The following is a 22,937-nucleotide window of genomic DNA, read 5'->3' on the forward strand; positions in this document are numbered from 1 at the left end:
ACGACGTCCAGCACGTCAACGGCGAGAAGGACGGCGACGTTGACGACACCGTCACCGGAGCGGGCACTTCCGGCTCTGCCGATCACGGCGACGGCACCGACCCCTGTAACGCGTACGGCGATCCCGGTGACACTGACCCTGATACGGGATGCTCAGGCTCCGCCCATGGTGACGGTCCCAACAGTGGTGGCCCCACCGGTCCTGTCTCCGGCACCGGTTCTGGGCCGGCTGGTCCTGCCGGCCGCACTGGAGCCAGTGCCGGAAGTGTTGCGGGTGTCCGGGGCGGTAACCTCGGCGCGAACGCGAGCGTCAGCCCGAGCGCGAGCCCTAGTCCGAACGTGAGCCTGGCGGGTAGGGTGGTCGGCAGCCGCGACGGCAGCGCGGACCTCAAGAACCGCAGCGCGGACCTCAAGAACGACACTGCGGCCGGTGCCGCCGGTGCGGCGTGGTCGGTCGGGTTCGCGGCCGGTGAGCTACGGGTCCAGGTCTCCACGCTGATGCACCTGGACGACCTGCCCGCCGAACTCGCCGGATGGGGACCCATCCACGCCCACCTGGCACGCCGGCTCGCCAAACGTCAGATCGGCGGCGAGTGGCGGTTCGCCATCTGCGACGAACAAGGACAGCTCCTGCACGCCGGGATCACCCGACGCCGCCCCGCAGGGTGGCCCCGCCACCCCGCACCCGGCCCTGCGCACGGCCGCGGTCTCGGTCTCGGTCTCACACCCGGCCTACCCTCCCAACCCTGTGGGGACGGGAGCGATCCGGCGGGCACGGCCAGGGTAGGGATGACGCCTGCCCGCACACCGGCTGCCGGGCAGGAAGACGGCGACCGGCCGGGCGGGGCTCTTCGCGCGAGGCCGACGTCGGTTCGCCGTCGCGGGATCGTCGAGCTCCAGCTTCCGCTGTCGCTGCTGCGCGAGCTGTACGCCGACATCTACGCCCAGGGCGGCTGGGCCGCCGTCATCGCCGACATCATGCGCCAATACGGCCAAGCCACAGGGCAGGACTCCCCACCCATCACTCGAAGCGTCCACGGGGATGGAAACTCCGACGGCAGCGGAAGCGTCCACGGCGATGGTGATGATGATGGCGGCGGGAGCGACAGCGGCGGTGGGAGCACGAGTCTCGTCACCCCGGCCGCCGAAGGCGGCAGCACCAGCGGCCTCGGCACTGCCCGGTCCGCTGACGCCCGGTCCGCTGATCCTGGAGCTCGCGGTGCTACGGCTCGCGATGTTACGGCTCATGGTGCTACAGCCCATGCTGCGCGGGATACGGTCACCGGCGGCGAGAAGGCTGCTGGGGATGAGCGGCGGCGGTTCCCCACAGCCGGGCTGCGGCGACGGATCGAGATCCGCGACAGGGTCTGCTCCCACCCCGGATGCCGTGCACCAGCCGCCCGGTCGGAGATGGACCACACCCGCCAATACGCCCACGGCGGCCCCACCACCGAACACAACCTCGCCGCCGCGTGCGCGCACGACCACGACCTGCGCGACAACGGCTGGCAGGTCGTACAGACCAGCCCCGGACATGTGACCTGGATCAGCCGGACCGGCCACCGCTACCCGGCCGAGCCGCCGCCGATCATCGAACCCATGCCCGAACCCTTCGCCCCCAACGGCTGGACCGGCCCCAACGAGCGCGGAGCGGCCAACACCCACCCGGCGAGCGGGCCCAAGGCGTGCGGATGCGAGGTACGTGCCACGGCAAACGGGGCCCAGACATGCGGTTCCGAGGCAGGCGGTTCCGAGACAAGAGCACCCAAGGCAAGCGCGTCCACAGCGAGTAGGCCCAAGCCCGGCTCGTTCACAGCGGGCGGGGTCGAGCCCGGCTCGTTCACAGCGAGCGAGCCCGAGACAGGCGAGCCCGAGACAAGAGGACCCGAGGCAGACGTGCCCACGGCGGGTAGGTCGCAGGCGGGTGCGTCCACAACGGATGGCAGCGGTGCGGAGGAACGGGTGGTCGGCACGCCAGACCTCTCAACCGCTGGCCATGACGGGGACGACGGGGACAGTGAGGGCGGCCGCCAGGTCGGCAGGGAGGTGGCCAGCGGGGGCGGCGGCCACGTCGGCAGGGAGATCGGCGGCGGAGGCGGCAGCGGGAGCGGCGGCCACGTCGGCAGCGAGGTCGGCGGCGGAGGCCGCAGGGAGATCGTGGGCGGGTTCGGAGGCGAAAGCGGAGCACACGGGCTTGCGGTCAGCGGGTACGGCGCGGGCAGCATCACCGACCCCGCCAATGACGAACTCCCGTTCCTGCCGACATGGACCTACGAACCCGCCTGGTGGGAAGAACCCACTCCCGAACCGCCGTCGGCAGAACGGGGACCTGTCACTCCGTCCGGCCTGCGACCTGACCCGGCCAACGACATCCCTCCCTTCTGAACATGCCCACGCCCGAGCGGCTGGTCAGCTGGCCTCCGATCAGCTGACCAGCAGGTCTCGGTCATCCGGCGGGGTTCCCCGCTCCCGGGGGTGGGACTCAGGGGACCGATGAGACTGAGCACGAACTGTCGGGGTTCATCGGAAGCGGGAAGCGGGCGTACGCACTCATTCGCAGACAGCCTGCTGGAGCGAAGTGGCCCCGTCGCTACGACGGATCAGGTGGCCGCCGCCGCACAGCTGCCCCCGCCCTACGGCGCAGCAGCCCCCTCGGTCGTTCACGGCGTGATCACGCCTCCAACGATCCGGAAGCGCGCGTCAGGAGTATGGCCGTGCTGAATCCCAAGGCAGGAGATGGCGATGCAGGAGATGGCGATGCGGGAGATGGCGATGCGGGAGAGCGGTCGGGAGCGGAGCGGAGTGCGGGTGGTTGTGGAGGCGCGCGTAAGACCGTGCCAGCAACCACCGCGCCCGCGCAACGCCGCGCCAGCGGCTCACTGGAACGCCACTATCACGGCGCGCCGGAACAACTGCCCGCCGCAGCGCAGCGGCCGCATGTACATCAGACCAGCCACCGCAGTCCACCCAGGAACCCGAGCAGCACCTGTCAGCCGTCGCCGTTCACCGCTCACCGCTCACCGTTGACCGTTGACCAAGTCCGGTCACCCATAACACGTCACTCGGCAACCATCACCTGTCATCGCCTCTGCCATCGGGTCCCGCCGCCGAATCCTGTCCATATCGCGGCTCACCGGGTCCTGTCACCGGTCCCCCGACCCGATATGGTCGCAGGCCACCGGAGAACCATCAGAAAACCTTCAGGTAGCGGCGCATCCGGCGCTTGGCGCGGTAGCCGTATCGAAGCACCCGAGGCGGGACCTCCAGCCGGAGCCGGGCGCGGCGTCGTGCGGAGGCATGCTCCGCCCCGTCGAGCAGCGACCGGGCGGGAACGAGGCGTCCTTCCTCGGCGGTCGTGACCAGTTCGGAGATCCGGCTGAGCCAGTCACTCTCTGTGTCGTCGTGGAAGTAATTGGCACGGCACCAGTCCCCGTCAGGTGTACGGAAGTCACCCTTGGCGAGGTCGTCGAGTGTCCCGAGGCAACCGCTGCCCTCGAAGACCAAGTTGATCATCTCGGCGCTCACCCCGAAATCCGACAGCACGAGGAGAGGCACCTTCCTGGCGATGGCCTCCAGAGCGGCGGTGGAGCTGACCGTGACGAATCCGGCAGCGCGGGTCAGGTGCTCGTGCATCGGCCCGGCGGCGAACGTTATCGCGTCGGCCCGGACGCGTCCTTCTCCGGCCATCGCCAGCCAGAGTCGCTCGTAATGATGCCGCTCGTTGTGGGTCTGCCGTTCGGAGTCGCGTGCCCTGAGCTTGACCACGACCTCCAGGTCGGGACGGGTGTCGGCCAGCGCGGCGAGGGCGAGCAGCACGTTCTCGCGTTCCTCCCGGCGTCTCGGCACCTTGGCCTGGGTCGCGAAGATCACCTTGTCCCGTTCGGCCGTCCCGACGACCCCGAGGTCCAGGTACGGGAGCCGGGCCAGGGCCACCCCGCCGCCACCGCCGAGTTCGCGACCGAGGGCGGAGAACTCCCGCACCTCGCGGCCGCTGTGCACGACGAACAGTTCGCATCCGCTGCGGTACAGCCACGCCTTCTCCGTCGCCGGTACGGAGATGCCGGGCAGGCCGGACACGAACACCGGGCGTGGCCGCAGGTCGGAGAGGATGTCGGCGGCGAGGACGTCGACCACGGGGCCGGTGCAGGCCAGCAGCACGACGTCCGGGCGGAACCGCTCGGCCGTACGGCGTAGCCGCCGCGCCGAGAGCACCGGGGGAAGGAGGGCGCCCGCCGCCCCGTCCGTGCCCTCGTCGTCGTCCCCGCCCCTGCCCGCCTGGTCCGGCGGCGCGGTTTCCGTAGGCCTCGCGGCGGCCCCGCGCGCGAGCGCGGTGCCAGCCCCCTCCGCGCAAGCGGTGCCAGTCCCGTCCGCGCAAGCGGTGCCAGTCCCGTCCCAGCGGAAGGCGGGCGCCGTGGGTGCCGGGGAATCGGCTGGTCTCCCCGCTCGCCGGTCGATCCGCGTACCGCTCACCGCCGCCCGGATCTGGCCTTCTGACGGCGCGATCGGCGAGCGCACGACCAGCAACTCGGTGACCCAGTTCGGGGGCATGGCGTCGAGGAGGCCGGCGGCCCACTTCAGGTACGAGTCGGAGTCGGCCACGGCGAGCACGCGGGTCAAGGAGCAACCTTTCCAGGGACCGGGGTCTCCCCCGGAGCGGCACCATTGAGGTCCGGGGTCTCCCCCGGGACGACGTGGCGGGCACCGGCTCCGCCACGCGTCTGTACGGCATCGGCGCCGTCGGGAACGGGGCCACCGGCCGTCGCGGGAACGTCGGTGAAGATCTGCAGATGCGCGCGGAGCGCGGGGTCGGCGGCCGAGGTCCACCAGTCGTCCGGCACGCCGACGGCTTCCACGCAGACACCACGACCCGACAACAGGACGCGAAGCGAGGTCACCGCCGTGGACGGCAGGCTGAGCACCCGGTGACCGGGGCCGAGGTCACGGAGCGTCATCTCGACGGGGGCCCCGGACTCGTAGACGGTGAGATCCGCGATCCGGCGGACGCGGTCCAGGTCGCGCGGGTCCTCCCTGCGGTGCGGGTAGTACGCCACGGGCTCGCCGATCTCCTGGAGCCAGCGCAGGTACCGGTCACGGTGGACGAGCCCGTTGCGGACGAGGGACGTCCCGAGCACCACCGTGCGTTCGGCGGGCGCGGGGCAGGCGGGCCGGGAACGCAGCCAGGCGAAGTCGTGCCCGACGAGATCGGCTCCCAGATCCCGTACGGCGCCCGCCAGCGTCTCCGGGACCGGGAGCGCGGTGAACACGGTCAGCCCGCGGCCGCGTAGCCGCATACCGGCGGCGGCCCCCAGCACCGTACGGGCGATGCCGGCCGAGGCGCGGGCGCGCAGCAGTGGCCGGCGCGTGGTGAGCAGTTCGAGGAGGCGGATCGTGGCGAGACCGTCGTCGACCAGCACGACCCGGCGGGGCCGGGTGGTGAGGACGCGCATCTGGACGCGGCCGGAGAAGGCGTCGCCGACGGCCCACACCTTGCCGGGACGCGGCATTCCCGCCGACGGTTCGGCGAGCCGCAGGCCGTCGGGGAGTCCGAGCCGGTCGAGTTCGCGCCCGGTGAGCCGCAGCGCGCGCTGGCCGGCCCTGGGCACGACGAGGGTGTCCTCGGCGAGGAGGCCTGCGTGCTGGGCCTCGGCGACGCACAGCAGTTGCAACGGGGATTCAACCCACGCGACGGCCGGTTCCCGCTCGATGGCGTGGCGCCGACCCGCGTTGCCCACGTCCGGTGAAGACACGTTCACGACGCCCACGAAGCTAGCCGCGGCAGGCTTCGCCTCACCGACACGCCCGCGAACGTCAGGTGAACAGGTGCGGACGAAGCCGCACGGGAACCGGGGACGTGAAATTGGGGATCGCGGATTCGATCTCCGCGCCATATGGTGTACCCCAATGGTGTACGAAACCGTTTCGTACAGTGGAAAGGGGCCATCATGTGGACCGTTGACGCGATGCCGGACCTGGCCGGCCGCACCGCGGTGGTCACGGGAGCCAACGCGGGCATCGGCTTCCCGACCGCGCTCGAACTGGCTCGGCACGGGGCCCGCGTGATCGTCGCGAGCCGTGACCAGGACAAGGGACGGGCGGCCGCCGCGCGGATCCTCGACCAGGCGCCCGGCGGGCACGCCGAGTTCGAACGGCTCGACCTCGCCGACCTCGGTTCTGTACGCGCCTTCGCCGACACGATGAGGTCCCGCCTGGACGGGCTGGACCTGCTGATCAACAACGCCGGCATCGGCATGATCCCCCGGCAGACGACCGCCGACGGGTTCGAGATGCAGCTCGGCACCAACCATTTCGGGCACTTCGCGCTGACCGGCCTCCTGATGCCCCTGCTGCTGGTCCGGCCGGGCGCGCGGGTCGTCACGGTGGCGAGCGACGCCCACAAGTTCGGCAGGCTCGACTTCGGCGATCTGGAACTGCGCGAGGGCTACGGGCGGATGAGCGCGTACGGGAGGTCCAAGCTGGCCAACCTGCTGTTCGCGTTCGAGTTGCAGCGGAGGGCCGGTTCCCGGCTGCTCAGCGTGGCCACGCATCCCGGCGTGACCGCGACGAACATCATGAAGCTGGGCCCGCTGACGGGGGTGCTCAACGCGCTGCTGCGCGTCGCCGTACAGCCGGCGGAGGCGGGAGCCGTGCCCTCGCTGTACGCCGCGACGTCGCCGGACATCCGGGGCGGGGAGTTCGTCGGCCCCAAGCTGAAGAAACCCGCGATCAGCGCCGCCGCGCGGGACGAGGCGCTGGCCCGGCGGCTCTGGACGGTGTCGGAGGAGCTCACCGGCGTAGAATTCCGGGATCTCGTCTCGCGATGACCCCCCGGGAACACGGTCCAGGCACACGGACCCTGGGATACCGATCCTGGGGCACGGACCGGGAGCACGAGACGCGGCAGCAGACAGGGAGATCATGGGAACCGCCAACTCGCGCCGACTCGACCCCGCCCGCGAGCAGGCGATCCTGGACGCCACACTGGAACTGCTCACCGAGACGGGCTTCGACCGCATGTCCGTCGACCAGATCGCCAAGCGGGCCGGGGCCAGCAAGGCGACGATCTACCGGCGCTGGGCGGGCAAGGCGGACCTCGTCGTCGATCTCATCTGCAACCGGGTGGAGATCGACATCCCACCCGCCCCGGACACCGGGTCGCTGCGCGGTGACCTGCTCGCGGCGCTCGGCGCGATCTGCGACGCGATCGGGCGCAGGCAGCAGCTGATCATCGGGCTGGTCTCCGCGATGTTGTCCAGCCCCGAGCTCGCCGGAGCGGTGCGGGACCACATGCCGGGCCGGGATCTCTCCGGACTGGCGTACCTGCTGGGCAACGCCGTCGAGCGGGGCGAGCTGACGGGGCCGGTGGATCCGCGCGCGCTGTTCTCGGTCGTGGAGGCCCTGGTCTGGCGCCGGCTGATCGTCCTGGGCGAGCCGGTCGACGACGCCTTCATGGCCGAGGCCGTCGACCGGGTCCTGCTGCCGCTGGCCAAAACCTGGTCGGGCAGCATGGGGACATGAACACCATCACCCTCAACAACGGCGTCACCATGCCGCAGCTCGGTTTCGGAGTCTGGCAGGTGGCGGACGACGAGGCGGAAAGGGCCGTGTCCACCGCGCTTTCCGCCGGTTACCGCAGCATCGACACGGCGAAGCTCTACCACAACGAGGCGGGCGTCGGCCGGGCCCTACGGGAGTCGGGGATCCCCCGTGACGAGTTGTTCATCACGACCAAACTGTGGAACGACGAGCACGGCTACGACCAGGCGCTGCGGGCCTTCGACGCCAGCATGGACCGGCTCGGACTGGACGTGCTCGACCTCTACCTGATCCACTGGCCCGCCCCTTCGCAGAACAAGTACGTCGAGGCGTGGAAGGCCCTGGAGAAGCTGTACGCCGACGGCCGGGTGCGCGCGATCGGCGTCTCCAACTTCACCGTCCAGGCGTTGGACCGGCTCCTCGACGACACGGATGTGGTGCCCGCGGTCAACCAGATCGAGCTGCATCCGCAGTTCGCGCAGGACGCGCTGCGCGCCTACAACTCCGCGCACGGCATCGCGACCGAGGCGTGGAGCCCGCTGGGCCAGGGCAAGGGCCTGCTCGACGACCCGGTGCTGGCCCGGATCGCGGCCAAGCACGATCGGAGCCCGGCCCAGGTGGTGCTGCGGTGGCACATCCAGCTCGGCAACATCGTCATCCCGAAGTCGGTGACCCCGGAGCGGATCCGCGAGAACATCGACGTCTTCGGCTTCGAGCTGGACCCGGGTGACATGACCGCGATCGACGCGCTGGACGCGGGCCGCCGTCTCGGCCCGGACCCGGCGACCTTCGGCTGAGCCGGCCAGCCGACTTGGGGAAATTCGTCACGGTCTGCGCCCCACCGGGCACAGGCCGTACGTTTCCGCAGGTAGCGACAAGGTAATGATCTGTCCCATGCCGGTCCCCAGAAAAGCCCGCAGGTGGTGCCCTTGGCTCGCCGTGGCGCTCCTCATGTGCACGGCGTTCTCGGGTGCCGCCGCCCAGGGACAGCAGACGTCCTCGCGCGCCCCGAACATCGTGTTCATCCTCACCGACGACCTGGACACGACCGACCTCCAGCGGTTCCCCAACATCTGGAACCTGCTCGTACAGCAGGGCGCCGTGTTCTCGCGGTTCTTCGCGACCAACCCGTGGTGTTGCCCGTCACGGTCGTCCATCCTGCGGTCGCAGTACATGCACAGCCACCAGGTGGAGAGCAACCGCCCGCCGACGGGCGGCTTCCCGAAGTTCCGCCCCCTGGAGGAGTCCACGGTCGGCGTGTGGATGCAGTCGGCCGGCTATCGCACCGGACTTCTCGGGAAATATCTCAACAAATACCCCTTAGACGCGTCGCAGGACTACATACCGCCCGGCTGGGACCGGTGGGCCGTCCCGGTCACCCGGCTCTACCAGGAGTACGGCTACGCGCTCAACGACGACGGGGTGGTCGTCCGACACGGTTACGCCCCCGAGGACTACCTGGAAGACGTGCTGAGCCGGAAGGCCGACGACTTCGTGACATCGTCGGGTGACCAGCCGTTCTTCCTCTACCTCGCCCCCGTGGCGCCGCACCAGCCGGCCAACTACGCGCCACGGCACGCGAACGCCTTCCTCGACGAACAGGCGCCGCGAACACCCTCGTTCGACCAGCTCGACATGTCGGCCGAGCCGTCCTGGCTGCGGGAGAAACCTCCGCTGTCCCCCAAGGTGGTGCGGCGGATCGACGAGCTCCACCGGAACCGGTTGCGCGCCATGCTCGGGGTGGACGACATGGTCGGCTCGCTCGTCTGGTCCCTGGAGCGCTCCGGCCAGCTCGACAACACCTACATCTTCTTCACCTCCGACAACGGCTTCCATCTCGGACAGCATCGCCTCCGGCCCGGCAAGACGACGCCGTTCGAGGAGGACATCCGGATCCCCATGGTCGTGCGGGGACCGGGGATCGCCCCGGGATCCACGATCGACCGGCTGTGCTCGACCGTGGACCTCGGGCCCACGTTCGCCGAGCTGGGCGGTGTGCTTCCTCCGTCGTTCGCCGAGGGGCGCTCGCTGGTCCCGCTGCTGCAGGGCCGTGACGTCGCGTGGCGGGACGCCGTCCTGGTGGAGTTCTACCAGCCGCCGTACGCGCCGTACGCGGCGCCGAGCTACAGCGTGTTACGCACGGACAGGTACAGCTACGTCGAGTACGGCACCGGCGAGCGGCAGCTCTACGACCTGGCCGGTGATCCGTACGAGCTGCGGAACATCGTGGAGACGGCGGATCCCTTCCTGGTGGGCTCGTTCTCGACGCGGCTCGCGCTGTTACGGAACTGTGTCGGCGCGACGTGCCGGGTGGCGGACGCGGAAACCCGCTCCCTACTCAGAGCGGTGCCGCGCTAGGGGGCGCACGGCACGGCCGCGCCGGGTTTCGGGTCGCCACAAACCACGCGCCGCGAGCCAGACGGCCCGATGGTCACCCAGCGTGAATCCTGCTGTCAGGCCGCGCCTGAAACCGCCTCCGGCGGCGTTGACGGCATGAGTCGTTCCGACGCTCAGGCCGGCCACACCCGCAGCGGCGTTCACCTGCGCCATGCCGGTTTTCTGGGGCGTTGACACGGCCGCCTCCACCTCTGGAGACGTCGGCTCACTCCAGTCGCCGCCCCACCCCCGCCTCCCGGGGGCGGGGCGGCTCTCGCCGACCGCGCCGACGCCGTCGAGAGGCCCTTTTTCGGTCCGCCCACGGTACGCCTTCCGGGCGCGAGAGAGCGCTTCCACAAGGTCACACTCCGTGAGCCGTTTGGGTCGTATGTGATGGGAGCGCTCCCAAACCGCAGTATGCACCGTTTGTGGTCTATTGTCGCGTTCCAGGGATCAAATGGCGCCTGGAGTAACAGTTAGGTTTCGGCATATTGACGCTGACATTGCTCATGGAGCAACCTTCGTGGGAGCGCTCCCAACGTGCTTCTGCGACAGCGAGCACGAACCGTTCACGCGGGATTCCACCCGTTGGATCCAGCACACCGATCGCGGGCCTGTAGTCGGGGACCGGCCCGGGATGCACCTCCCATGACTTCGGGATACCACCTGAGAGGGGTCCGGAATGATGCACAACTCCCGCCGCGGCAGGCTGCTCGCGCTCGCCGCTGTGACGACGCTCGCCCTGGGCGTCACCGCGGCCTGCGGCAGCGACGACAAGCCGGCCGACAACGGCGGCGGCAGCGCCGCCGCGGCGGAGCCTGTCACCATCAAGGTTCAGACCTTCGGCGGTGGCAAGAACTTCGGCTACAAGGAGGCGATCGACAAGTGGAACGCCTCCCACAAGGACATCATCATCAAGGAAGAGCACCTCACCGACCAGTTCGAGCAGGTGTACTGGCCGCAGATGATCCAGTGGCTGCAGTCCGGCACCGGCGCCGGTGACGTGGTCGGCATCGACGAGGGCGGCATGGGCCTCGCCAAGGCGCACCCCGAGTGGTGGGCCGACCTGGGCGAGTACGGCCTCAAGGACCGCCAGGCCAACTTCGCCTCCTGGAAGTGGGACGGCGGCGTGGCCGCGGACGGCAAGGTGTTCGCCCTCGGCACCGACATCGGCGGCATGAGCCTCTGCTACCGCCGCGACCTCTTCGAGAAGGCCGGCCTCCCGGCCGACCGTGACGAGGTCAGCAAGCTCTGGCCGACGTGGGACGACTTCGTCAAGGTCGGCAAGGAGTTCCAGGCCAAGGTCAAGGACACGAAGTTCGTCGACGGCACCAACACGCTCTTCAACGTGGTCGCGGTGCAGGAAGCCGCCAAGAGCGGCAACGTCACCTACTTCGACAAGGACAACAACCTGATCGTCGACAAGAACCCGGCGGTCAAGACGGCCTACGACTTCGCCGCGAAGATCAGCCAGGAGGGCCTGACGGCCAAGCTGCGCAACTTCACCGACGAGTGGAAGACGGGCATGAAGAAGTCGCAGTTCGCGACGCTCGGCTGCCCGGCGTGGATGCTCGGCGTGGTCAGCGGCGACGACGCGGCCGGCCCCGACTTCAAGGGCAAGTGGGACGTCGCGGCGGTCCCGGGCGGCGGCGGCAACTGGGGCGGTTCGTGGCTCGCGGTGCCCAAGCAGAGCAAGCACCCGAAGGAGGCCGCGGCCGTCCTCGACTACCTGACCGGCCAGGAGGGTGAGGTCAGCGTCTTCACCTACGCCGGCAACATGCCGAGCAACTCCCTCGCCCAGCAGGACCCGGCGGTCCAGAGCGCCAAGAACGAGTACTTCAACGACGCGCCGGTCGGCGACATCTTCGCCAAGTCGGCCTCGTCGCTGCAGCCGGTCTTCCTCGGGGTCAAGCACGCCCAGGTGAAGAACGCGATCGAGTCGGTCGTGTCGGCGATCGACGACGGCTCCGTCCCTTACGCCCAGGGCTGGCAGAAGCTCGTCGACGACGCCGTGAAGGCGGCGGGCTGATCCCCGCTCGCTGAATCAGCACCGGCCCGCCGCAGCGGCACCCCGCCGGCGGGCCGGTCGCCTGCTTCCGCCTGAAAGGTAACCCATGAGCGTAAACGTCGACGCGGGACGGTCCACCCAGGCACCGCTCCCGCCACGGAGGGGGCACGCGCGGCGGCCGCAGGGCCGCGGCTTCCTGTCCTGGCTGGACCTGAAGGCCGCGCCGTACCTCCTGGTCTCGCCGTACTTCCTGCTCTTCCTGATCTTCGGGATCTTCCCGCTCGGCTTCACCCTGTGGTACTCGCTCTTCAAGTTCGACCTCACGGGAACTGAGGAGTGGACGGGGCTCGGGAACTACACCGCGCTCCTGTCCGACAGCGCGTTCTGGAACGCCGTCGTCAACACGCTGGGCATGTTCTTCATCGCGACCGTGCCGCAGATCCTGCTGGCGCTGCTGCTCGCGAACGCCCTGAACAAGCGGATCAAGGGCCAGCTGTTCGTCCGCATGGGCGTGCTGCTCCCCCTGGTCACCTCCGTCGTCGCGGTCGCCGTGGTCTTCACCCAGCTCTACGGCCGCGACTGGGGCTTCATCAACTGGATGCTCGACTGGTTCGGCGTCGATCCGATCGACTGGAAGGCCCAGCGGATCCCCTCGTGGATCGCCATCTCCACCATGATCGACTGGCGGTGGACCGGCTACAACGCGATCATCTTCCTGGCCGCGATGCAGACCATCCCGAAGGACCTCTACGAGGCGGCGTCCATCGACGGGGCCTCCCGCCGCCGCCAGTTCTGGCAGATCACCGTGCCCATGCTGCGGCCGACCATGATCTTCGTGGTGCTCAACTCCACCATCGGCGGTCTCACGCTCTTCGCCGAGCCGACCACGTTCTACGGCGGCAACGTCCACGGCGGCACGAACAGCCAGTTCCAGACCGTGTCGATGTTCATCGTCGAGCAGGGCTTCCGCGAGTTCGACTACGGGTACGCGTCCGGCGCCGCGTGGCTCCTCTTCCTGATGATCCTCATCGGGTCGCTCATCAACTTCCTGCTCGTCCGCCGGATCGGGGGCAAAAAGTGACCACGCTCACCGCGGGGAACCGGCCCCGCACCCAGCAGGGGCGCAAGAAGGCCGACCTGTGGTCGGCCACGCCGTGGACGAAGATCGTACTGGCCGTCACCATCGTCATCTCGGCCTTCCCGATCTACTGGATGCTCGTCATCGCCTCGCGTACCAACAAGGAGGCGACCGACATCCCGCCGCCGTTCCTGCCCGGCGGCAATCTGGGGCAGAACATCCAGCGGGTGCTCTCCAACGAGGACGCGCACTACCTGGCCGGTCTGACCAACTCGCTGATCATCGCCACCACGGTGACGATCTCGGTCGTGCTGATCTCGACCTTCGCCGGTTTCGCCTTCGCGCGGCTGCGGTTCAAGGGCGGCAAGGTGCTCCTGCTGCTCGTGCTCGTGACCATGATGGTCCCGCTGCAGCAGATGGGCATCGTGCCCCTGTACCGGCTCATGGTCAACCTGGAGTGGATCGGCACGCTGAAGGCGGTGATCCTGCCGTACCTGCTGAACGGCTTCGGGGTCTTCCTGATGACGCAGTACACCGAGCAGGCCGTGCCCAACGAGCTGGTGGAGGCGGCCCGCGTCGACGGCGCGTCGACGCTGCGGATCTGGTGGAACGTCATCCTGCCGGCCGTACGGCCGGGCATGGCGGTGCTCGGCATCAACACCTTCATGCTCACCTGGAACGACTTCATGTGGCCGCTCATCGCCCTGACTCCGGACAACCCGACGGTCCAGGTCGCGATCAACTCGCTGAACGCGAAGTACGGCACCGACTACGTGCTCATCTTCAGCGGAACGGCCATGTCCATCCTCCCGCTCATCCTGGTATTCGTCCTGTTCGGCCGCCAGATCATCGGCGGACTCATGGAAGGTGCGGTCAAAGCGTGACCACGCAGGAGACTCAGGCCGAGACCCGGCTCCCCGGGCTGATGTTCCCCACGGGGTTCGTCTGGGGCGCCGCGACCTCGGCCTACCAGATCGAGGGCGCGGTCACCGCGGACGGGCGGGGGACGTCCGTCTGGGACACCTTCGTCAGCAGGCCGGGGAGCGTCGTGGGCGGCGAGAACGCCGACGTCGCGATCGACCACTACAACCGCTACCGGGACGACGTGCGGCTCATGGCCGACCTGGGCCTGACGGCGTACCGCTTCTCCGTGTCCTGGCCGCGGATCCAGCCCGACGGGGCCGGGGAGATCAACGCCAAGGGTCTCGATTTCTACAAGCGGCTCGTCGACGAGCTGCTCAGCTACGGCATCGACCCCTGGGTGACGCTCTACCACTGGGATCTCCCCCAGGCGCTGGAAGACGCGGGCGGCTGGCCCGCGCGCGACACGTCGAAGCGCTTCGCCGACTTCGCGGCGGTCGTGCACGACGGGCTCGGCGACCGGGTCAGGAACTGGAGCACGGTCAACGAGCCGTGGTGCGCCGCGTTCCTGGGGTATGCCTCGGGCGAGCACGCGCCGGGACGGCGCGAGCCGGCGGCGGCCGTGCGCGCCGCGCACCACCTGAACCTCGCCCACGGGCTCGCCGTACAGGCGATGCGCGCGCAGCGGGCCGACTCCCTCATCGGCGGGTGCGTGAACCTCTACGCGATCACCCCGGCGAGCGACAGCGAGGCCGACAGGGACGCCGCCCGGCGCATCGACGGCCTGCAGAACCGCTTCTTCCTTGACGCGCTGCTCACCGGCGCGTACCCGGAGGACGTGCTGGAGGACCTGCGCGAGATCACCGACACCGGGTTCATCCAGGACGGCGACCTCGGCACGATCGCCGCGCCGATCGACATGCTGCTGATCAACTACTACAGCCGGTTCACCGTGTCGGGCGCTCCGGGCGGCGCGCAGTCGGCCGCCGCGGCGCCGACCGACTCGGGATCGCCGTGGGTCGGCAGCGAGCACGTCGGTTTCGTCAACGGCGGCCGTCCCGTCACCGCCATGGGCTGGGAGATCGACGACTCGGGCCTGAACGAACTGCTGGTCCGGCTGACGCGGGAATACCCTCCCATCCCCTTGATCATCTCGGAGAACGGCGCGGCCTTCGAGGACGAGCTCACGGCCGACGACCGAGTTCATGATCCGGATCGCCTCGCGTACATCGACGCCCATCTGCGGACATGTCATGCTGCCATCGAGGCGGGCATCCCGCTGCAGGGCTACTTCGCCTGGTCGCTGATGGACAACTTCGAGTGGGCATGGGGTTACGACAAGCGCTTCGGCCTGGTGTACGTGGACTATCCGACGCAGCGGCGGATCCTGAAGGACAGCGCCCTGTGGTACGCGGAGACGGCGCGTCACGGCGGGCTCCTGGGCCCAGCAGAATAGGCCCACAGGACCCACAGGACAGGGCCGGGAAATTCAGGAGGGGGCAACGATGAACGGGGACCGCCGACAGGGGGCGCGCCCGACTCTGGAGGCAGTCGCCGCCCGTGCCGGAGTCGGACGCGGCACGGTGTCACGGGTGATCAACGGCTCGCCGAAGGTGAGCGAGAAGGCCCGGGACGCCGTGCTTCTGGCGATCAAGGATCTGGGCTACGTGCCCAACCGCGCGGCGCGGGCTCTGGTCACCAACCGGACCGACACCATCGCGCTGGTGGTGTCGGAGTCAGAGCAGCGGATCTTCGACGAGCCGTTCTTCGCGGGCATCATCCGCGGGATCGGCTCGGCCCTCTCCGAGACGGGGCTGCAGCTCATCCTGACGATGGCGCAGAACCGCGCGGAGCACGACCGGCTGGAGGACTACCTCACCGGCCAGCACGTGGACGGCGTCCTGCTCACGTCCGTGCACGGGGCCGACACGCTGCCGGAGCGGCTGGAGGCCATGGGCGTCCCGACGGTGCTGGGCGGCCGCCCGGTCGGGCTCACGCCGTACAGCTACGTCGACATGGACAACCGGGCCGGCGCCCGGCAGGCGGCGAAGTACCTGCTCGGCAAGGGCCGCAGCAGGATCGCCACGATCGCCGGCCCGCAGGACATGGGCGTGGGTGTCGACCGTCTCGCCGGATACCGCGACGCCCTGCTGGCGACCGGCATCGGCGAGCGCGTCGCGTACGGCGACTTCTCCGAGGCGAGCGGCGCCACGGCGATGCAGGAGCTCCTCGAACGGCATCCGGACCTGGACGCCGTCTTCGCTGCGTCCGACGCGATGGCGGTCGGCGCGCTGCACGTGCTCAAGGAGCGCGGCCTGAGCGTGCCGGGCGACGTGGCGCTGATCGGGTTCGAGGACTCCCGGGTGGCGCTCCACACGGAGCCGCCGCTGACCAGCGTCCACCAGCCGACCGAGGCGATGGGCCGCCAGATGGTGCAGCTGCTGGTCGCCAGGATCAACGGCGACCCGCTGGAGCAGCCCGTGGTGATACTGGACACCCATCTGGTGATCCGCGCGTCGGCGTAGCGGCAGCGAGTACCGGAGGTTGGATGAGTCTGCGGTTCGGCGTCCTCGGTCCGGTCCAGGTGCGGCGTGACGGCAGGCTCGTCCCGGGTGCGCCCCTGCTCGGCGTGACCCGCGAGTGCCGGTTCCTGATCACCGGCCGGAGGGTGCTCGCCGCGCTCGACAACGTCGAGCATGTGCCCCTGGCACCGTTGGACGGCGCGGCGGCGTGCGAGCTGCTCGGCCGTCTCGCGGACATGCGCCTCGTCGAACCGGTCGCGCCCGACCGCTATCGGGTCGATGGCCTCACCCGCCTGTACGCGCGGGAGTAGGAGCCCCCGCGACAATCGACATACCACCGCGATACACGGCATCTTTGGTGGCGAAGCTTCCTACTTATGGTGCTGTCGGCTCACCATCTCGGTGATCCAGATGGGCGCGAACGGAGACGTGCAGCCAGGGGAAGTCGGGTAGTCCTTGAGCACCTCCAGGCGCTCACCGATGTCGATCGCACGGGTTCGGTGCTCGGCGTGGTCGATCCCGATCTGCGCCAGGCAGTGGTTCATCGCCCACTGCAGGCGATCCGGGGCGTCCTTCATCTCCGCCTCGATGACGTCGAGCAGTCCTGCGAGGTCGATGCCCTCGGGCCTCTTTGCCACGCGTTCGGTGGTCAGCGCCCAACCGGCGCTCGCAACCACCGGATCCGGATCGGCGGACCAGGACAGGCGCAACTCTTCGGAATGCGGGTTCTTCTTCACCACGTAGTTCACGAGCCAGTCGTGCACCTTGGGTGTGCGCGCCTCGCGCACCATGACGTCCAGCTCGTCACGCTCGAACGCCTTCGGGCGGCAGATCAGGATCGCCAGCAGTCTCGCCGCGGTGTCATCCGTCTCCCAGAGACGACACGCGAGTTCCTGCTGCGTCTTCAGCCGCTTCGCGAGCGCGCGCAGCTTGCCGAGGTTCACACCGTGATCGTCACCGTGTTTCTCGTTGACCTCGCGTGCCCTCGGGTCCTCGAGCTCGGTCAGCTCGGCCATCACCTCGGCCACCATCGTCTCGGTCGGCGTCGTCTCGGCCACCTCAGCGCTCCTGTCCGTCACGTGCGAGAAATTCAGCCTACGAGCACTCGCATGTCAGCTCAGTCTTCTCAAAGTCGGCCATGCCGCTATCTTGGCCACCTGACAGCGTGATCAGCCGTGAAGTGGTGAGAACCACCGGTTTCAGAACACCGGCCGCCGGTCGTCGCGGGCGAGGGCGTCGCGGGTCCACGAGCCCAGCACCATCAGCGTCTTGGTGCCGGTGACGTTGCCGGCCCGGCGCAGGCGGTCGATGACCTGCTGGAGGTGCCCGAGGTCGCGGACCCGGACGTGGATCAGCGCGTCGGGATCGCCGGCGATGGTGAACACCGCCTGGACCTCCGGCACGTCGGTCGCCGTACGGACGATCTCGCTCACCGGGGTCGTGCCGGGGTAGCGCAGCTCGGTGAACGCCTCGATCCCCCAGCCGAGCTTGGCGTAGTCGATCTGGACGCTGAAGCCGGTGATGACGCCGATCTCCCGCAGCCGGTCCACCCGCCGCTTGACCGCGGCAACCGAGAGCCCGACCTCGACCGCCATCTCCGAGAAGGTCCTGCGCCCGTCCTCGCGCAGCAACCGCAGGATGCGGTGGTCGATGTCATCGATCTCGGACATGCGAAAACTCCTCGGGTCGGCGAAAGGAACCTTAGCGAAAGAGGCTCCTGCCGCAAAGAGTTTGCGTCTTTATGGCTTCTGGTCGGCTGATACTTGCGCAGCACCAGGACGCGTTGCTGTGCTTGGGGCTCCCCCGAACGACGACCGTCCTCCGGACGACGACCAGGAGGTTCGCGTGAGCCCCAATCCCGCCGAGGCGCCGGCCACCGTGCAGACGACTGTGTCACTCGAGGACAGGTACACGTCCGTTGACGGCCGGGTGGTCATGTCGGGCATCCAGGCCCTGGTCCGCCTGACGCTGGAGCAGCGCCGCCTGGACCGCGAGCGCGGCCTGAACACGCGTGTCTTCGTGTCGGGATACCAGGGCTCACCGCTGGGCGGGGTCGACCTGGAGATGGGACGTGCCGCGCGGTTCCTCGAACCCGCGGGCGTGGTGTTCCGGCCCGGGCTCAACGAGGAGCTCGCGGCCACGGCGGTGGCCGGAACGCAGCTCCTCGGCCAGGTGCCGGGGCGGCGCTACGACGGGGTGACGGGCTTCTGGTACGGCAAGAACCCCGGGCTGGACCGGGCCGCCGACGCCATCCGGCACGGCACGGTGGCGGGCACCGCCGCGCTCGGCGGCGCGGTCGCCTGGATCGGCGACGACCCGGGCAGCAAGTCCTCGACCGTGCCCAGCTCGTGCGAGCCGATGTGCCAGAGCCTGTCCATGCCGCTGCTCGCGCCCGGCTCGGTGGCGGAGATCATCGAGTTCGGGCTGCACGCGGTCGCCCTGTCCCGCGTCACCGGCCTGTGGACCGGCCTCAAGATCGTCGCCGACGTCGCCGACGCGTCCGCCACCGTGGACCTCGGCCCGATCCGGGACGGCGTCCCGGCGCCGGATCACCCCGATCGCGGCGGGTCGCCCATCCTGGTCGGCCCCGCCTCCCTGGACGCCGAGCACGACATGCTGACCCGCAGGCTGGAGCTGGCCCGCGACTACGCCCGTGCGCACGGCCTGAACCGGGTGATGTTCGGCGCCCGCCGCGCAACCCTGGGCGTCCTCGCCTCCGGCACCGCCTTCGCGGTGGTACGGCGGGCGTTGGCGGACCTCGGCCTGGACGAGAGCGCGATGGAGGACCTGGGCCTGCGCCTCATCCGGCTCGCGATGCCGTTCCCGCTGGCCCACGACGAACTCGCCGCCATGACCGCCGACCTCGACCGGGTGCTCGTGGTGGAGGACAAGGTGCCGTTCCTGGAGGGGCAGCTCAAGCAGGCGCTCTACGGCGGCGAGCGCACCCCCGCCGTGGTCGGCCGCGAGTTGCTCACCGCCCGCGGCACCCTCGGCGCCGAGGACGTGGCGAGGGCGCTCGCCACGTGCGTCGGCGGGGACCGGCTGCCCCGGGCGGCGGCCGTCCGCCTGCGGTCCCTCACCCCCGCCACGCGGGCACGCCGCACGCTGCCGTTGATCGCCGCGCGCACGCCGTACTTCTGCTCGGGATGCCCGCACAACACCTCCACCCGTACGTCCGACACCACGCTGGTCGGCGTCGGCATCGGCTGCCACGCCATGATCGCCCTGGACGGCGACGGGCGCGGCGCCCGGGTCGGCATCACCCAGATGGGCGGCGAGGGCGCCCAGTGGTTCGGCCTGGCCCCCTTTACCGACGACCCGCACTTCGTGCAGAACCTCGGCGACGGCACCTTCCACCACTCCGGCTCGCTGGCCGTCCGCGCCGCCGTCGCCGCCGGCGTGTCCATGACGTACAAGCTGCTCTACAACGACGCCGTCGCCATGACCGGAGGCCAGCGCGCCGAGGGCCGCCTGGACGTCCCCGCGCTCACGAGGTCGCTGGCCGCCGAAGGGGTCCGCCAGATTGTGATCACCACGCCGGAGCCGGAGACCTACCGTGGGGTGCGGCTGGCGCCGATCGCGAGCGTCCGGCACCGCGACGACCTCACCGCGGCCGAGCGCGAACTCGCCGCCGTGGACGGGGTGACCGTGCTGATCCACGACGACCGGTGCGCCGCCGAGGAACGCCGGCTGCGCAAGCGCGGCAAGCTGCCCACGCCGACGGCGAAGGTCGTGGTGAACGAGCGGGTCTGCGAGGGCTGCGGCGACTGCGGGGACGTGTCGACCTGCCTGTCCGTCCAGCCCGTCGACACCGAGTTCGGCCGCAAGACCCGGATCCATCAGCCGTCCTGCAACTCCGACCTGAGCTGCCTCAAGGGCGACTGCCCCTCGTTCCTGCTCGTCGAGCCCGGGAAGCGGCGTACGCGGCCCACTCCCTCCCCGAACATGCCGTCCGCGAAGGTGCCGTCCCCGCCGGTGGCGCTGCCCGAGCCGGTCAGCAGGCTCGACGGCGGGCCGGTCCTGATCAGGATGCCGGGCATCGGCGGCACGGGCGTCGTCACGGTCTCGCAGATCCTGCAGATGGCCGCCCACCTCGACGGCCTGTACGCGGCCGGGCTGGAGCAGACCGGGCTGGCGCAGAAGGGCGGCCCCGTCGTCAGCGACGTCCGCATCTCACCGCGGCCGGTCACCGGCGCGCTGCGCGCCTCCACCGGCACCGCCGACGTGCTGATCGGCTTCGACCTGCTCGGCGCCGCCGCCGACGGCAACCTGGCCGTCGCGTCGCCCGAGCGCACGATCGCCGTGGTGAGCACGGCCGTCGTGCCGACCGCCGCCATGGTCACCGGACGCGCCGCCGTGCCCGGCTCGCCCGCCGACGCGATCGTCCGGGTCGAGTCGGCCACGCGCGGCGCCGACAACGTCTACCTCGACGCCCACGGGCTGTCCGAGGCGCTGTTCGGCGACCACATGCCCGCCAACATGCTGCTCGTCGGCGCGGCGTTCCAGCACGGCTGCGTCCCGGTGTCCGCCGAGTCCATCGAGCAGGCCATCCGGCTCAACCGGGCCGCCGTCGAGCAGAATCTCGCGGCCTTCCGCTGGGGACGGGCGGCCGTCGTGGACCGCGAGGCCGTACTCGCGGCCGCGGCGCCCGCGGCCGCGCCCGCGGTGGACGTCGACGCCCCGGCAACCGGCGATCTTGAGCGGGCGCTCGCCACCCGGACCGCCGATCTGACCGGCTACCAGAACGCGGCCTACGCCCGCGGGTACGCCGACGACGTGCGCCGCGTGGCGGCCCTGGCGACCGAACGCGCGGGTGACGAGGCCGGGACGCGGATCGCCCTCGCCTACGCCAGGGGGCTGCACAAGCTCATGGCGTACAAGGACGAGTACGAGGTCGCCCGGCTGCACCTGGACCCGGTCGAGAAGGCCAGGCGGGAGAAGGAGTTCGGTCCGGACGCCGTCGTGTCCGTGCTGCTGCATCCGCCGCTGCTCCGGGCGCTGGGCATGAAGCGCAAGATCCGGGTGCGCCGGTCGGCGGGGGTGCTGTTCCGCGGGCTGCGCGCCGCCCGCGTCCTGCGCGGCACCGCGCTCGACGTGTTCGGCTACGCCAGGGTGCGCCGCGTCGAACGGGAGCTCGTCGGCGAGTACCGCGAGCTGATGCGCGACGCCCTCACCCGGCTCACCCCCGGCACCGCCGACGCCGTCGCCGGGATCGCGGCCCTGCCGGAGGCGATCCGCGGCTACGAGGACATCAAGCTCGCTCGTGTCGCCGAGTTCCGCGAGAGCGCGAGGACCGCCCTCGCACGGCTGGACGAGCCCGCTTCGCATACCGTCTGATCCATAAGACCGACATTTCATCCCCCAGGAGTGACCGTGCCCGTCGAACGCCTGCTGCCCGACCAGGACGCCCGCGATCTCATCGAGCTCACGCGTGAGATCGCCGACAAGGAACTCGCCCGCCGGGTCGACGAGCACGAGCGCGCCGAGACCTATCCCGAGGGCCTGTTCGGCACACTCGGCGCGGCCGGGCTGCTCGGCCTGCCCTACCCCGAGGAGTTCGGCGGCGGCGGCCGGCCGTACGAGGTGTACCTGCAGGTGATCGAGGAACTGGCGGCCCGCTGGGCGGCGGTCGCCGTCGCGACCAGCGTGCACACGTTGGCCTGCTTCCCCGTGGCCTCCTTCGGCACGCAGCGCCAGCGGGAGCGCTGGCTGCCCGACATGCTGGCCGGGCGGATCGTCGGCGGCTACAGCCTTTCGGAGCCGCAGGCGGGGTCGGACGCCGCCGCGCTCGCCTGCAAGGCGGAAAGGACCGAGAGCGGGTACCGGATCACCGGCAACAAGGCGTGGATCACCCACGGGGGCATCGCGGACTTCTACGCCCTGTTCGCGCGGACGGGCGAGGGCGGCCGGGGCATCTCCTGCTTCCTCGCGCCCGGTGCCGCCGACGGCCTGGCCTTCGGCCGCCCCGAGGAGAAGATGGGCCTGCACGCCGTCCCCACGACCAGCGCGCACTGGGACGGCGCGCTTCTGGAGGCAGACCGGCTGATCGGCGAGGAGGGGCAGGGCCTGCAGATCGCCTTCAGCGCCCTGGACTCCGGCCGGCTCGGCATCGCCGCGTGCGCCACCGGCCTCGCCCAGGCCGCGCTCGACGAGGCCGTCGCCTACGCCAAGGAGCGCCAGGCGTTCGGCAAGAAGATCATCGACCACCAGGGGCTCGGTTTCCTGCTCGCCGACATGGCGGCCGGCGTGGACTCCGCCCGCGCGATGTACCTCGACGCCGCCCGCCGCCGCGACGCCGGCCTCCCGTACAGCAGGCAGGCGAGCGTCGCCAAGCTGGTCGCCACCGACACCGCCATGAAGGTCACCACCGACGCGGTGCAGGTCTTCGGCGGGTACGGGTACACGCGGGAGTTCCGGGTCGAGCGCTACATGCGCGAGGCCAAGATCATGCAGATCTTCGAGGGCACCAACCAGATCCAGCGCCTGGTGATCAGCCGCCATCTCGCGCGCTGACCGCGAGGCGGCGGCACCGACGCTTCCGACGAGTACGGCGAGCACAC

At 70.2% G+C, this 22,937-nt stretch carries 17 protein-coding genes; 13 read left to right on the top strand and 4 right to left on the bottom strand.

The genetic code is table 11. The features are described from left to right. The first annotated feature begins 338 nt into the window (after positions 1 to 338). Positions 339 to 2,384, top strand: a complete 2,046-nt coding sequence (locus AB0I59_RS37765) for an HNH endonuclease signature motif containing protein (RefSeq protein ID WP_358140905.1) — start codon at positions 339 to 341, stop codon at positions 2,382 to 2,384. Positions 2,385 to 3,188: 804 nt separating this feature from the next. Here AB0I59_RS37765 and AB0I59_RS37770 read toward each other — a convergent pair. Together AB0I59_RS37770 and AB0I59_RS37775 are read right to left on the bottom strand one after the other, a co-directional pair. Beyond that, the gene (locus AB0I59_RS37770; RefSeq protein ID WP_358141060.1) at positions 3,189 to 4,607 is read right to left on the bottom strand and encodes a DUF6716 putative glycosyltransferase; all 1,419 of its coding nucleotides are present in this window, start codon (positions 4,605 to 4,607) and stop codon (positions 3,189 to 3,191) included. A gap of 5 nt (positions 4,608 to 4,612) precedes the next feature. Next, entirely contained in the window at positions 4,613 to 5,752 is a 1,140-nt protein-coding gene (locus AB0I59_RS37775; RefSeq protein WP_358140908.1) for a hypothetical protein, read from the bottom strand. A gap of 189 nt (positions 5,753 to 5,941) precedes the next feature. Here AB0I59_RS37775 and AB0I59_RS37780 point away from each other — a divergent pair, with 189 nt between their 5' ends. From AB0I59_RS37780 to AB0I59_RS37825, 10 genes are all read left to right on the top strand, one after another. Then, positions 5,942 to 6,820, top strand: coding sequence for an oxidoreductase (locus AB0I59_RS37780; RefSeq protein WP_358140911.1), 879 nt, complete (start codon positions 5,942 to 5,944; stop codon positions 6,818 to 6,820). A gap of 94 nt (positions 6,821 to 6,914) precedes the next feature. Next, complete coding sequence (locus AB0I59_RS37785) at positions 6,915 to 7,514, top strand: TetR/AcrR family transcriptional regulator (protein WP_358140913.1); 600 nt, start codon at positions 6,915 to 6,917, stop codon at positions 7,512 to 7,514. Next, a complete protein-coding gene (locus tag AB0I59_RS37790) occupies positions 7,511 to 8,329 on the top strand; it encodes an aldo/keto reductase (RefSeq protein ID WP_061260248.1) in 819 nt (272 codons plus the stop codon). The genes AB0I59_RS37785 and AB0I59_RS37790 overlap by 4 nt, the downstream gene beginning before the upstream one ends. Before the next feature lie 97 nt (positions 8,330 to 8,426). After that, complete coding sequence (locus AB0I59_RS37795; RefSeq protein WP_358140916.1) at positions 8,427 to 9,890, top strand: sulfatase family protein; 1,464 nt, start codon at positions 8,427 to 8,429, stop codon at positions 9,888 to 9,890. Between the two features lie 700 nt (positions 9,891 to 10,590). After that, positions 10,591 to 11,937 carry an ABC transporter substrate-binding protein gene (locus AB0I59_RS37800; protein WP_061260246.1) on the top strand — a complete coding sequence of 449 codons (1,347 nt, stop codon included), beginning with the start codon at positions 10,591 to 10,593 and terminating at the stop codon, positions 11,935 to 11,937. 85 nt (positions 11,938 to 12,022) lie between these two features. Then, positions 12,023 to 12,997, top strand: coding sequence for a carbohydrate ABC transporter permease (locus AB0I59_RS37805; protein ID WP_061260245.1), 975 nt, complete (start codon positions 12,023 to 12,025; stop codon positions 12,995 to 12,997). After that, complete coding sequence (locus AB0I59_RS37810) at positions 12,994 to 13,878, top strand: carbohydrate ABC transporter permease (RefSeq protein ID WP_061260244.1); 885 nt, start codon at positions 12,994 to 12,996, stop codon at positions 13,876 to 13,878. Before AB0I59_RS37805 ends, AB0I59_RS37810 begins: the two co-directional genes overlap by 4 nt. A gap of 41 nt (positions 13,879 to 13,919) precedes the next feature. Continuing rightward, positions 13,920 to 15,311, top strand: coding sequence for a GH1 family beta-glucosidase (locus AB0I59_RS37815; RefSeq protein WP_435831174.1), 1,392 nt, complete (start codon positions 13,920 to 13,922; stop codon positions 15,309 to 15,311). A gap of 49 nt (positions 15,312 to 15,360) precedes the next feature. Beyond that, on the top strand, positions 15,361 to 16,380 hold the full coding sequence (locus tag AB0I59_RS37820; protein WP_358140924.1) for a LacI family DNA-binding transcriptional regulator: 1,020 nt from the start codon (positions 15,361 to 15,363) through the stop codon (positions 16,378 to 16,380). Positions 16,381 to 16,403: 23 nt separating this feature from the next. Continuing rightward, a complete protein-coding gene (locus AB0I59_RS37825) occupies positions 16,404 to 16,688 on the top strand; it encodes a hypothetical protein (protein WP_061260242.1) in 285 nt (94 codons plus the stop codon). Positions 16,689 to 16,748: 60 nt separating this feature from the next. Here AB0I59_RS37825 and AB0I59_RS37830 read toward each other — a convergent pair whose 3' ends face one another. Then, positions 16,749 to 17,393, bottom strand: a complete 645-nt coding sequence (locus AB0I59_RS37830) for a DNA alkylation repair protein (RefSeq protein ID WP_358141063.1) — start codon at positions 17,391 to 17,393, stop codon at positions 16,749 to 16,751. A gap of 183 nt (positions 17,394 to 17,576) precedes the next feature. After that, positions 17,577 to 18,047 carry an Lrp/AsnC family transcriptional regulator gene (locus tag AB0I59_RS37835; RefSeq protein ID WP_061260240.1) on the bottom strand — a complete coding sequence of 157 codons (471 nt, stop codon included), beginning with the start codon at positions 18,045 to 18,047 and terminating at the stop codon, positions 17,577 to 17,579. A gap of 175 nt (positions 18,048 to 18,222) precedes the next feature. Between AB0I59_RS37835 and AB0I59_RS37840 the strand changes: the two genes are divergently transcribed. Together AB0I59_RS37840 and AB0I59_RS37845 are read left to right on the top strand one after the other, a co-directional pair. Continuing rightward, the gene (locus tag AB0I59_RS37840; RefSeq protein ID WP_358140928.1) at positions 18,223 to 21,714 is read left to right on the top strand and encodes an indolepyruvate ferredoxin oxidoreductase family protein; all 3,492 of its coding nucleotides are present in this window, start codon (positions 18,223 to 18,225) and stop codon (positions 21,712 to 21,714) included. A 36-nt stretch (positions 21,715 to 21,750) separates the two neighbouring features. Beyond that, complete coding sequence (locus tag AB0I59_RS37845; RefSeq protein ID WP_358140931.1) at positions 21,751 to 22,890, top strand: acyl-CoA dehydrogenase family protein; 1,140 nt, start codon at positions 21,751 to 21,753, stop codon at positions 22,888 to 22,890. The last annotated feature ends 47 nt before the right edge of the window (positions 22,891 to 22,937 follow it).

The sequence above is a fragment of the Microtetraspora glauca genome, assembly GCF_040656155.1.
Classification (GTDB): Bacteria; Actinomycetota; Actinomycetes; order Streptosporangiales; family Streptosporangiaceae; genus Microtetraspora; species Microtetraspora glauca.